This window comes from Clostridium lapidicellarium, from assembly GCF_041224415.1.
Lineage (GTDB): Bacteria > Bacillota > Clostridia > Clostridiales > Clostridiaceae > Clostridium_B > Clostridium_B lapidicellarium.
Genome location: NZ_JBGFFE010000001.1, coordinates 141,580 through 154,309, shown reverse-complemented (window position 1 = coordinate 154,309; position 12,730 = coordinate 141,580). Strand labels below are relative to the sequence as shown.

Sequence of the window (12,730 nt, the reverse complement as noted above, 5' to 3'; positions counted from 1 at the left end):
GAGGAAATATATGGGTATTAAGTTAATAAATATAGGCTTTGGAAATATTGTTTCGGCAAATAGGTTAGTGGCTATAGTGAGTCCGGAATCTGCGCCAATAAAGAGAATAATTCAGGAAGCAAGAGACAGGGGAATGCTCATCGATGCCACTTATGGAAGAAGGACTAGAGCTGTTATAATAACTGACAGCGATCATATAATACTTTCGGCGGTTCAGCCTGAAACGGTGGCACATAGGTTGTCCTCTAAGGATGAAGACGATGAAATCAGTGAGGTTGAGGAATAAATGCAAAAAAAAGGTCTTCTAATTGTAATATCAGGGCCCTCAGGTGCAGGAAAAAGTACGGTGTGCAAGGCCCTTGTGAAAGAGAATAAATTTTGGATTTCCACTTCAGCTACTACGAGATCTCCCCGGGAGGGCGAAGTGGATGGGATAAATTATTATTTTTTGAGTGAAGAAGATTTTAAGAATAAAATAAAAAAAGATGATTTTTTGGAGTATGCAAAAGTATATGGCAATTATTACGGAACGCCTAAATCACAGGCTTTAAAAGCTATAAAAGAGGGAAATGATGTTGTACTTGAAATTGACATTCAGGGTGCTCTTATGGTAAAAAAGGCTTATCCTGAGGGCGTGTTTATATTCATACTTCCCCCTTCAATGAAGGAGTTGAAGAAGAGGATTATAAACAGAGGCAGTGAAACACCTGAATCTTTTACAACTAGATTTAATTCGGCATATAAAGAAATAAATTATGTATCGAAATACAACTATGTGGTTATAAATGATACTGTAGGCAATGCTGTAAAAAATATAGAAAGTATAATTGCAGCGGAAAAATGTAGAGTGGATAGGGTTAAAGATGAGATATTAAATCCTAAGGAGGGAATTACATATGGACAACTCGATGATAAATCCATCTGTTGTAGATCTGCTAAAAATAGTAAACAATAGGTATGCTTTGATCACTATAGTGGCTAAAAGGGCAAGACAGTTAATTGATGGAGACGAACCCTTGGTGGATATAGATTCGACTAAACCTGTCACTATAGCCATTAACGAGGTATATCAAAAATTGATTTCTTATGAAACTTCAAAAGAGGGTATAAAGTAATGCTGAATACAGGTGAGGGGAAAAATGTAGTTATAGGAGTAACTGGAGGAATAGCGGCCTATAAGGCATTGGACGTGGTTAGCAGACTTAAGAAGAGGGGTTTTGACGTAAATGTCATAATGACCAGATCCGCAGTGAAGTTTGTTTCACCTCTTAGTTTTCAGACCATGAGCCAGAATATAGTGAATGTGGATATGTTTGATGAGCCAAAATCATGGGAAATACAGCATATCTCTCTTGCAAAGAAGGCGGATTTAATAGCGGTTGTTCCTGCAACTGCCAATATAATAGGAAAGGTATCAAATGGAATAGCGGACGATCTTTTGACTACTACAATTATGGCGAGCAGAGCTCCAGTGGTTTTTGCACCTGCTATGAATACCAACATGTATGAAAATCCTATTTTACAGGACAATATAAATAAACTCATGAAATTTGGATATGAATTCATAAAGCCTGCATCAGGAAGACTGGCATGTGGCGACAGCGGGGCAGGCAAGCTTCAGGATACAAATTTTATAACCCAGGTAATTGAGAGCATGCTCTATGATAAAAAGGATCTGAAGGGTAAGAAAGTGCTTGTTACTGCCGGCCCTACCATGGAGGATATAGATCCAGTAAGGTATATAACCAATAGATCCTCCGGCAAGATGGGATATTCTATAGCTGAGGAGGCGAGAGACAGGGGGGCAGAAGTTACCCTTGTTTCTGGACCGACGAGTTTGGAAATGCCATTTGGAGTACAGTTTGTCGGTGTGAGGACAAATGAGGAAATGTTAAATGCAGTACTTGAAAAATTTGATAAGCAGGATATAGTTATAAAGGCGGCTGCGGTTTCTGATTATAAACCCAAGGCCTATTCTCAAAAGAAGATAAAAAAGAATGAAGATGAGCTTTCACTTCCAATGATCAAGGATATTGACATACTTAAAGAGCTTGGAAAATTGAAGGACAATCAAATTTTGGTGGGCTTTGCTGCGGAAAGTAATGATCTTATAAAAAATGCCGCAAAAAAATTGGAAAATAAAAATTTAGACTATATAGTTGCCAATAATATAACGGGTGAAGATACCGGATTTGCCTCAGATAACAATAAAGTTACCATAATATTCAGGGATGGCGATAAAGTTGATTTGAATAAAATGACTAAGAGGGAAGTAGCACGTAAATTGTTTGATATATTGACATCTAGGTTATAAATTTTTTATATTTTTAAGAGGGGCTGAAAATTGAATGCCTCTCTTATTTAATTTAATGTTTATTGTAAAAGGGTGATCAGGTGTATACATATGCAGGAATTATCGTGAATAACAGTTCCGTGAAATTGGATAAGATTTTTACCTATAAAGTACCGGAAAAATTGAAAGATAAGATAAAAATAGGCTTCAGAGTTAAAGTTCCCTTTGGAAAGGGAAATAAAAAAGTGGACGGATTTATAGTAAGGCTTTATGAAAATATATTAAATGACAATAAAATCAAAGATATAATTGATTTTTGCGATGATTTCCCCCTTTTTACGTTAAAAGACTTAGAGCTTATAGAGGAAATGAGAAAGAGGTATCTGTGCACCTATCTGGACTGTATAAAGATGTTTGTACCGAGAGGTATTTTGAAGGGTATGAAGGACAAGGAAGAAAACTTGGTGTACACAGGCAGAGAGCCAGAAAAAAGATTTGCCAGGGATCCATATAGAAAAATATATAAATTGGTGGAAGATGAAAATGGAAAACATACCAAAAATTTTATAAGCGAAAAATATGATGTATCTCTGTCCTCCATAAATACTATGATAAAACACGGTTTTCTCATTACCGGAAAAAGCGTGGTTGGTAGATACGATGATAGAAAATACAGCAGATACTCCAAAAAAATATTGAATAGGGAACAGCAGCTGGCAGTAAATAAGATAATGAATTTAGATAAAAGCATGTTTTTAATTCACGGAGTTACGGGAAGCGGCAAGACTGAAATTTATATGCAGCTTGTGGAGAAGGCTATGAAAGACGGAATGGAATCCATTATATTAGTACCTGAAATTGCACTTACTCCCCAAATGGTAGAAAGGTTTAAGGGAAGATTTGGAAAGGACATAAGTGTATTTCACAGTAAATTATCCGACGGGGAAAGATATGACGAATGGATGAGGGTAAAAAGGGGTCAGGTAAAAGTTGCCATAGGAGCTAGATCGGCTATTTTTTTACCTTTTGAGAATCTGGGGTTTATAATAATAGATGAAGAACAGGAGTGGAGCTACAAATCAGACAGCAATCCCAAGTACAATGCCAGAGAAATAGGGGAGATGAAATGCAGACAATATGGCTGTAAAATGGTGTTGGGTTCAGCTACACCTTCTATAGAAACTTATTATAGATGTACCAGAGGTGAAATTGAGCTTGTGACTTTGAGAAACAGGGCCGATGGGGCAGCTATGCCTAAAATTAGGATTGTAGATATGAGAGAAGAGCTTGTGAATAACAATAAATCCATGTTCAGCAGGATTTTGTATAAATCCATTTGTGACAGATTGAATAGGGGAGAACAGGTAATATTGTTTTTAAATAGAAGGGGATATTCTACATTTGTATCCTGTAGAAAATGCGGCTATGTGTTTAAGTGTAATAACTGTGACATATCTTACACGTACCACCATGATATTGATAAACTCATATGTCATTACTGCGGAAGCAGGATTGACGTGCCCAAAGTTTGCCCCAAATGCGGGAGTAAATATGTAAAGTATTTTGGAGTCGGTACTGAGAAAATAGAAAAGTTGATAAAGGAAAAATTTCCCGGGGCAAAAGTACTCAGGATGGATTTTGATACTACAAGAAAGAAAAATTCCTATGAGAAAATATATAATACCTTTAAAGAGGGCAGAGCCGACATATTGGTGGGAACGCAGATGATAGCAAAAGGGCTGGATTTCAAAAATGTTACCCTGGTTGGAGTGATAGCGGCAGATCTGTCAATTAATCTTCCTGATTTTAGATCTGCAGAAAGAACCTATGAATTGATAACGCAGGTTTCTGGAAGGGCAGGTAGAGGTCAAAAACCGGGAGAAGTAATTGTACAGACCTACAGCCCTGAAAATTACAGCTTGAAATGTGCTGCAAAAAACAATTACAGAGATTTTTATAATAGGGAAATTGTAGTGAGAAAGAACATGAATTATCCGCCATTTTCAGATATTCTTCTTATAAATGTGAGCAGTAAGAATGAGGGCATATTAATAAAAAATATACAAAATGTTGGTATATTTTTGAGGAATATTCTTGAGAAAAATGATAAAATTAAAATGTTGGGTCCGTGCCCCTGTGAAATATCTAAGATAAAGGAATACTATAGGTGGAAGATAATGATAAAGGGAAAAATAAGTTTAAATATGGCACAAAATATAAGAAAAATAGTTTATGATCTGTTAAAAGATGTTTATAATGATATAAGGGTTAGTATAGATATAAATCCTACTAATATGATGTAATTTATAGTTTGGTTTGAGAGGAGAAACGCATAATATGGCTTTAAGAAATATTAGAAAATATGGTGACGATATACTGAGAAAAAAAAGCAGGAAAGTTGATGTTATAAATGATAGAATTAAGACACTGCTTGGAGACATGGTGGATACGCTGTATGAAGAAGACGGTATAGGTCTTGCAGCACCTCAAGTTGGTGTTTTAAAAAGGATTGTGGTAATTGACATAGGTGATGGTGTGTTATATAAACTTGTAAATCCGGAAATTATATATAGTGAAGGCAGTTATATAGATAGAGAGGGATGCCTGAGCATACCTGGAGTGGAAGGCGAAGTGGAAAGACCTCAGATAGTGAAAGTAAAGGCATTGAATGAAGAGGGTGAAAAGATAGTAGTGGAAGGAAAAGATTTGCTTGCCAGGGCATTTTGCCATGAGATAGATCATTTAAATGGTGTACTTTTTATAGATAAAATTGTAAAAAAAGAAGGTGAAGGTGGCAAATGAATATAGTTTTTATGGGAACTCCTGATTTTTCAGTACCATCTTTAAAAAGGCTGATAGAGGAATTCGATGTGGCGGCTGTATTTACACAACCTGATAGACCAAAGGGCAGAGGTAGAAAGATAGCTTTTTCTCCTGTCAAAGAAGAGGCTGTCAAACACAACATACCTGTCTATCAGCCCGTCAGTTTGAAAAAGGATGGCCGGGTATTAAGCGAGCTGAAAAAAATGAAACCGGATTTTATAGTAGTTGCAGCTTACGGCCAGATACTTACAGGGGAAGTGCTGAGTATACCTAAAAATGGATGCATTAATTTACATGCATCACTTTTGCCAAAATATAGGGGGGCAGCGCCTATAAACTGGTGTATTATAAAAGGTGAGAAAGAGACTGGAAATACTACCATGTTCATGGATACCGGGCTTGATACGGGAGATGTGCTTTTGAGAAGTACCGTTGAGATTTCAGAGGACATGACAGCAGGAGATCTTACAGATGTATTGAAAGAAGACGGAGCCAGTTTACTTGTAAAAACTCTTAAAGGGCTAAAAGCAGGTACAATTGAAAGAAAGAAGCAGGGGAAGACCACAACCGTCTATGCAAAAATGCTCTCGAGGAACATGGCAAAGATAAACTGGGATCTCAGCAGCATTGAGATAAAAAATTTTGTAAGGGGTTTAAATCCATGGCCTATTGCATATACTCAATATAAAGGGGAAAGCATGAAAGTATATCAGGTTAAAATATCGGATGAAACATCCCCTACAAAGGAAGCCGGACGTATACTTGAAGTTTCCAAACAGGGTATTAAAGTGGCCTGCGGCAGGGGTATCGTTGTAATAAAAAATATACAGTTTCCAGGCGGGAGGCCTATGGAAGTTAGTGAATATATAAAGGGGCATTTGATAGAACCAGGCATTGTACTAGGGAAATAGCTCATATGGAGGTGTAATTGATGTTTTATTTTGATAGCAGTATTATTATATTAATTCCAGCACTTTTAGTAGCAATCTGGGCTCAATACAAGGTATCTTCCACTTTCAATAAATATTCCAGATATGGCAGCCACAACGGATATACGGGTGCCCAGGTGGCCAGAATGCTTTTGGACGGCAGCGGCCTTTATGATGTACCTGTGGAATTGATACCCGGGAAATTAAGCGATCATTATGATCCGTCCAAGAGGGTCATGAGGCTCTCGCAGGATGTTTATTATGGGAATTCTGTAGCATCAATAGGGGTGGCGGCCCACGAAACCGGTCATGCTATTCAACATAAAAATGGATATGTTCCGCTTATTATAAGAAATTCCATTGTCCCTGTAGTGAATTTTGGTTCTAATGCCTCATGGATACTGCTTCTGGCTGGATTCATTCTAGGAATCAGAGGACTTGTGAATTTAGGAATAATTTTATTTACTTCAGTTGTATTGTTTCAGATAATAACTCTTCCGGTGGAATTAAATGCTTCAAAGAGAGCTTTAAGGATGCTGGAGGGAAAAAATATACTTTACTCAGGCGAGTTAAGCGGTGCAAGATCAGTTTTAAGTGCTGCTGCTATGACCTATGTGGCTGCCATATTGACTTCTATAGCAAACTTGCTGAGACTCATATATATAAGTAGAGATAGAAATTAGAGGTAAAAATATGACAAATTCCAGAAATACAGCAGTTAAAATACTTAAAAAGGTATTGCACAATAATGCATATTCCAATATAGTTTTAAGTGAGTACTTGAATAGAGAAAATTTGGATAGAAGGGACAGGGCATTTATTACAGAAATAGTATATGGAACTCTGAGGTACAAATATACGATTGACAGTATACTGAACAGTTTTTTGAAAAATGGCGTTGGCAAATTGGATGAAGACATATTGAACATACTTAGAATATCCATATTTCAACTGAGGTATTTAGACAAAGTACCTGAGTTTGCAGTGGTAAATGAAGCTGTAGAACTTTCAAAAAGGAAATCATTTAAATTGTCGAGACTGGTAAATGGTGTCCTGAGAAATTATTTAAGGAAGAGGAATATTGTGGGCTTTGGACAAAATGGTGACAAGATAGGAAGGTTATGTTTTAAGTATTCCTTTCCAAGATGGATGGTTGAACTTTTTATTTCCCAGTATGGCGAAGGTGTGGGTGAGACCATATTGAAAAACTCGAATATTGTTCCCAAAATTACAGTTAGAATAAATAGTTTAAAGGCAGATTACAAACAGGTTTGGAATAAGCTTGAAGAAAGTGGATACGACGTTGAGAGAGGTACTCTGTGCAGAGAGGCTTTGATTATAAAAAAAGGGAGCAGTATAGAGTCGAATTCGCTTTTTAAGAGGGGGTATATTACAGTTCAGGATGAAAGTTCAATGCTGGTAGCCCGTATTATGGATGTAAAAGAAAACATGACTGTGCTTGATCTCTGCAGTGCCCCGGGAGGTAAGTCCTGCCACATATCAGAATTGATGGGAGATACGGGAAAAGTATATGCCTGTGATTTACATGAAAATAAATTGGCACTTGTAAGGGAAAACGCAGATAGACTGGGAATCAAAAATATTATTTGTAATAAAATTGATGCTGAAGAATATGTGGAACAATTTCAGGGCATATCAGACAGAGTGCTCATTGACGTACCCTGTTCGGGGCTTGGAATAATCAGGAAGAAACCTGAAATCAAATGGACCAAGAATAAGAATTCTATAAATAATTTAATAAAAATACAGAGAAATATTATGATCAATGCCTCGAAATATGTAAAAAAAAGTGGAAAACTTATATATTCTACGTGTACATTAAATAAGATGGAGAATGATGAAAATATAAGATGGTTTATTGGGAAAAATCCTCAATTTAAATTGGAAAAAATAAACTGTGGAGATTTTGAAAATATAATATATAATAGAGGAGGATATATGACAATACTTCCCAGTGAAAATGTAGATGGGTTTTTTATTGCAAAAATGATAAAATATAGGTAGGTGCAATAAATGTATGTATAATATCTTTGACTTCAATATGGAAGACTTGAGAAGTTGGATGAAAAATAACGGCGAAAGCCAGTTTAGGGCAAATCAGGTAATGAACTGGCTTTACAAGAAAAACCAGTGGGATTTTGATTGTATGACCAACATTCCTAAATCCTTAATTGAGAAATTGAAAGAAAATTTTTATATAGAAATTCCAGAATTGATTAAAAGCTATCGTTCAAAATTAAAAGATACTGTTAAGTTTTTATATAAATATAGAGATGGAAATGTTATAGAAACAGTAGTTATGAAATATAAACACGGTAATTCCATATGTGTTTCAACGCAAATTGGATGTAGGATGGGCTGTAAATTTTGTGCATCTACTGTGGATGGTATGGTGAGAAATCTGAGCAGTGGAGAAATATTGGCCCAGGTTTTAAAATCTCAAAGTGAAATTGGAGAGAGAATATCAAATGTAGTGTTGATGGGAAGTGGAGAACCTCTTGACAATTATGACAATGTGCTAAAATTTTTAAATATGTTAAATTGCGATTACAGCCTCAATATAGGTCAAAGACACATAACTCTTTCTACCTGTGGTATAGTGCCTAGAATAAGGCAATTGGCAGATGAAAATCTACAGATCACGTTGGCTATATCTCTGCATTCAACAGATGATGTGACTAGAAGAAAGATCATGCCTATTGCAAATAGATATTCTATAGGGGAAATAATGGATTCATGCAGATATTATATAGACAAGACAGGCAGGAGAATATCTTTTGAATATGCTTTGGTAAGTGGTGTAAATGACAGCTTGCAATGTGCTGAAAATTTAATAGGGCTGTTAAAAGGTCTTCTGTGTCATGTAAATTTGATACCTGTAAATGAAGTTAGGGAAAATGATTTTAGAAAATCTTCTCTGAATAATATAAAAGATTTCTATGATAAACTTGTTGATAATAGAGTAGAAGTTACTATAAGAAGAGAAATGGGTTCGGATATAAACGCCGCTTGTGGGCAATTGAGAAGAAGTTATATAGAATCAAAAAGGTATAGAAAGGGTGTAGAAAATGGTGGGGATCTTATCAGATGTAGGCAAAGTAAGGAAGCTAAATGAAGATTTTGCAGATTTCTATAAGGGAAAGAATTTGAATCTATATGTGATAGCGGATGGAATGGGTGGACATAATGCAGGAGAAGTTGCAAGCAGAATTGCAGTTGAGACAACTATTTCCAATATAAAAGCTAGGGAAACGGTAGATATGAAAAAGGACCTTTTGGAAGCTATAAATCTGGCAAATGAAAAGATCTATAAATTGTCGAGAAGTAATGATGAATTTGTTGGGATGGGGACAACTATAACGGCCTGTTTAGTAAGAGATATGAAGATGGTAGTAGCTAATGTAGGCGACAGTGGATGTTATATTTTAAAGTACGACGGTGTAGTAAAAATCACTAAAGATCATTCTCTTGTGCAGCAGTTGGTTGATGAAGGCAGTATAACGGAGGAGGAAGCTGCAAGTCATCCTAACAAAAATATAATAACCAGAGCACTTGGAACCAATCTATCCGTAAAAATAGATACCTTTGAGGTTGATTTGAGGGACGTCAGCAGGGTAATGCTCTGTACTGACGGTTTGTCTAATGGGGTAAATACTGATGAAATGTTTGATATAATAATGAATAACAATAACGAGGATGCATGTAAACAGTTAATTGAACTCAGCAACCTTAGAGGCGGAAAAGATAATATATCAGTTATTGTATTTGAAGGAGAGGGTAAAGATGATAGGGACGATGCTAGGAAATAGATATGAACCGTTGGAAAAAATAGGGGAAGGTGGAATGGCAGTTGTCTATAAGGCTAAGGACCACCTGTTAAATAGAAATGTAGCTGTGAAAGTTCTTAAAGAACAATTTTCCAGCGATACGGAATTTGTTGAAAAATTTAAAAGGGAAGCTACGGCAGCAGCAAGCCTTTCGGACAATAATATAGTCAATATATATGACGTGGGCAGCCAGAATGATATAAATTATATTGTAATGGAATATGTCTCAGGGAAGACACTAAAACAGATAATAAAAGAAGAAGTCAGAATACCTCCGGAGAAAACAGTAGAAATAGCTATTCAGATAGCTAAAGCCCTCAGATGTGCACATAGGAATAATATTATACATAGGGATATAAAGCCTCATAATATTCTTGTAACGGAAGATGGAATAGTAAAGGTAACGGATTTTGGAATTGCAAAAGCTTCTAATTCAGTTACTATAACCAATTCAAATAAAATAATGGGTTCTGCACATTATTTTTCTCCTGAACAGGCAAGGGGCAGCTTTGTAGATTTTAGAACGGACATCTATTCTCTAGGAATAGTAATGTATGAAATGGTTACAGGTAAAGTACCCTATGATGCAGAGAGCCCGGTGTCCATAGCGTTAAAACATATACAGGAGCCAGTGGTTCCCCCCATCAAATTGAATGAAAACGTACCGGAAGGTCTAAATAAATTGATCTTGAAGGCCGTGGAAAAGGAACCTATAAAAAGGTATCAGACCATGGATGATATGCTTGTAGATTTAAAAAAAATAGAGAATAATCAAAAGCTTAATTTGGCAGAAGATGATTTGAATGACGATATGACGAGGATAATGGATCCTGTAGATGTAAATGACAATTATAAAAATGAAGACGAGGATTATGATGAAGATGAAGTTGAGCCGGAGAAGAAAAAAAACAAGTCACCTGCCCTTGATCCGAAAAAAAAGAAAACCATACTTATAATAGCATTGATTGTGTTGATAACAGTAATAGGTGCAGTTTCAGGATATTTTGCATTCAGCAGAAATTCTTCGGAAGTTTCAGTACCCAATATAGTGGGAATGAAACGGGATCAAGCTAAGAAGTTAGTGGAAAGTAAGAAACTCAATTTTGTAGTTGGGGCGAAACAAAAAAGTGATAAACCTGCAGGTACTGTACTGGAATGTTTTCCTAAATCAGGTACTAAAGTAAAAATACATTCAGATGTGAGGGTGATTATAAGTGGAGGCAGCGATACCATGGGCGTTCCAAATGTAGTGGGTATTGATTTGGGTACTGCCAAAAGTATTATCACCAGCAGTGGTCTTAGTGTGGGCAATATTTCCTACAGATACAGCGATAATGTATCTCAAGGTCAGGTTGTAAGCCAGGATCCGGAAGCTGACTCTAAAGTGAAGAATGGTACTAAGGTGAATCTTGTAGTGAGCAAGGGACCCGAATCAAAATATGTGACAGTTCCGGACGTCTCAGGCAAGAGTATAAGTGAAGCAAAAGCCATAATGCAGGGTGCAGGCCTGAAAGTTGTGGAAAATCCAGTGGAAACTTCCGATAGAAATCAGGAGAATATGGGAGTTACAAATCAGAGTGTAGGTGCTTCAAGGCAGGTTAAAGAAGGCACTTCCGTGACTTTGACTTATTATGTATATAAACAGCCTCAAGGTGAGCAGGGAATGAACAGCAATCAGGGTTCACAGGAAGGTAATACTGGAAGCAATACTGGCAGTAATACTGCAGGCAGCGGACAGCAGAGCAGCGGCGGAAATACAGGCAGCGGCCAGCAGAGCGGTGGCCAGCAGAGCGGCGGCAGTCAGCAGGGCGGTGGCCAGCAGGGTAATAATGGAAGCGGAAACAATTCCAATAACAGCAATACAGGCAACCGCAGTAACTCAAATTACAATTACAGTGATTACAATAATTCCAGAAGATAGAATAGGCGAGGTATAAAACAATATTGAACTAGATTAGGAGAAATTATGAAGGGAATTGTAGTAAAAGGCATAGGAGGATTTTATTATATAAAAACCAAAGACAGAACAATTGAATGTAAAGCCAGGGGGAAATTTAGATACAGCGGTCTTTCCCCCATGGTTGGAGATAACGTCGATATCAGTATTGAGAGGGACCAGGGAGTTATTGATAAAATTTATCCTAGAATAAGTCAGTTAAAGCGTCCTTTAGTTGCCAATGTAACTCAGGTATTGGTGATTTTTGCATTTAATCACCCTAAAATGAATGAAGATCTTTTAAATAGAATTCTCATAAATTGTGAATACAGTGGATTAAAGATAATTGTGTGTTTTAATAAGATGGATTTGCCCAAGAATAAAGTGGAGCTTGAGCTTGTAGACAGAATAAGAAGTGTGGGTTATGAAATACTGCAGCTTGGTGCAAAAAAAGGATATGGAATTGATGCTGTCAGGGAGAAATTAAGCGGAAATGTTACAGTTCTATGTGGACCTTCTGGGGTAGGAAAATCTACTATTTTAAATTTCCTTTGTGGAAAAGAACTTATGAAAACCGGTAAAGTGAGTGAAAAATTAAACAGGGGGAAACACACTACAAGGTACAGTCAGTTGATAGAAGTTGTTGAAAAGGGGTTTCTAGTGGATACCCCTGGTTTTTCTTCACTTGATACAACTGACATACCTCCAGAAGAACTTCAATACTGTTTTCCTGAATTTATGAAATCTATAGGAAAGTGTAAATTTGCAGGATGTTTTCATTATAAGGAACCTAAATGTGCTGTTAAAAGTTCTGTGGAAAGAGGAAGTATAAGCAGTGAAAGATACAATTTCTATATTAAAGTCCTAAAAGAAATTTTTTCACATGAGAGATATTGAGTTA

At 36.6% G+C, this 12,730-nt stretch carries 13 protein-coding genes; all 13 read left to right on the top strand.

Annotated features, from left to right (window positions below; genetic code table 11):
• The first annotated feature begins 10 nt into the window (after window positions 1-10).
• The 13 genes from remA (at window position 11) to rsgA (ending at window position 12,726) form a co-directional block, all read left to right on the top strand.
• Window positions 11-286 (top strand): extracellular matrix/biofilm regulator RemA, encoded by a 276-nt coding sequence (gene remA, locus AB8S09_RS00770; protein ID WP_294180389.1) that lies wholly within the window; start codon window positions 11-13, stop codon window positions 284-286.
• A complete protein-coding gene (gene gmk / locus AB8S09_RS00765; protein WP_294180391.1) occupies window positions 287-955 on the top strand; it encodes a guanylate kinase in 669 nt (222 codons plus the stop codon). It begins immediately after the preceding gene.
• Window positions 897-1,115 carry a DNA-directed RNA polymerase subunit omega gene (gene rpoZ / locus AB8S09_RS00760; RefSeq protein ID WP_294180393.1) on the top strand — a complete coding sequence of 73 codons (219 nt, stop codon included), beginning with the start codon at window positions 897-899 and terminating at the stop codon, window positions 1,113-1,115. Before gmk ends, rpoZ begins: the two co-directional genes overlap by 59 nt.
• Window positions 1,115-2,314 (top strand): bifunctional phosphopantothenoylcysteine decarboxylase/phosphopantothenate--cysteine ligase CoaBC, encoded by a 1,200-nt coding sequence (coaBC, locus tag AB8S09_RS00755; protein ID WP_369868319.1) that lies wholly within the window; start codon window positions 1,115-1,117, stop codon window positions 2,312-2,314. The genes rpoZ and coaBC overlap by 1 nt, the downstream gene beginning before the upstream one ends.
• An 80-nt stretch (window positions 2,315-2,394) precedes the next feature.
• Window positions 2,395-4,596 carry a primosomal protein N' gene (gene priA / locus AB8S09_RS00750; RefSeq protein WP_369868318.1) on the top strand — a complete coding sequence of 734 codons (2,202 nt, stop codon included), beginning with the start codon at window positions 2,395-2,397 and terminating at the stop codon, window positions 4,594-4,596.
• 34 nt (window positions 4,597-4,630) lie between these two features.
• Window positions 4,631-5,095, top strand: coding sequence for a peptide deformylase (gene def / locus AB8S09_RS00745; RefSeq protein WP_294180399.1), 465 nt, complete (start codon window positions 4,631-4,633; stop codon window positions 5,093-5,095).
• Window positions 5,092-6,027 (top strand): methionyl-tRNA formyltransferase, encoded by a 936-nt coding sequence (gene fmt / locus AB8S09_RS00740; protein WP_294180401.1) that lies wholly within the window; start codon window positions 5,092-5,094, stop codon window positions 6,025-6,027. Before def ends, fmt begins: the two co-directional genes overlap by 4 nt.
• 20 nt (window positions 6,028-6,047) lie before the next feature.
• Window positions 6,048-6,728, top strand: coding sequence for a zinc metallopeptidase (locus AB8S09_RS00735; protein ID WP_294180403.1), 681 nt, complete (start codon window positions 6,048-6,050; stop codon window positions 6,726-6,728).
• A 10-nt stretch (window positions 6,729-6,738) separates the two neighbouring features.
• Window positions 6,739-8,070, top strand: a complete 1,332-nt coding sequence (gene rsmB, locus AB8S09_RS00730; RefSeq protein WP_369868316.1) for a 16S rRNA (cytosine(967)-C(5))-methyltransferase RsmB — start codon at window positions 6,739-6,741, stop codon at window positions 8,068-8,070.
• A gap of 13 nt (window positions 8,071-8,083) precedes the next feature.
• A complete protein-coding gene (gene rlmN / locus AB8S09_RS00725; RefSeq protein WP_294180407.1) occupies window positions 8,084-9,181 on the top strand; it encodes a dual-specificity RNA methyltransferase RlmN in 1,098 nt (365 codons plus the stop codon).
• Window positions 9,135-9,875: a Stp1/IreP family PP2C-type Ser/Thr phosphatase gene (locus AB8S09_RS00720; RefSeq protein ID WP_294180409.1), complete on the top strand. Its 741-nt coding sequence runs from the start codon at window positions 9,135-9,137 to the stop codon at window positions 9,873-9,875. The genes rlmN and AB8S09_RS00720 overlap by 47 nt, the downstream gene beginning before the upstream one ends.
• Window positions 9,850-11,814, top strand: a complete 1,965-nt coding sequence (gene pknB, locus AB8S09_RS00715) for a Stk1 family PASTA domain-containing Ser/Thr kinase (protein WP_369868315.1) — start codon at window positions 9,850-9,852, stop codon at window positions 11,812-11,814. The genes AB8S09_RS00720 and pknB overlap by 26 nt, the downstream gene beginning before the upstream one ends.
• 45 nt (window positions 11,815-11,859) lie before the next feature.
• Entirely contained in the window at window positions 11,860-12,726 is an 867-nt protein-coding gene (rsgA, locus tag AB8S09_RS00710; RefSeq protein ID WP_369868314.1) for a ribosome small subunit-dependent GTPase A, read from the top strand.
• The last annotated feature ends 4 nt before the right edge of the window (window positions 12,727-12,730 follow it).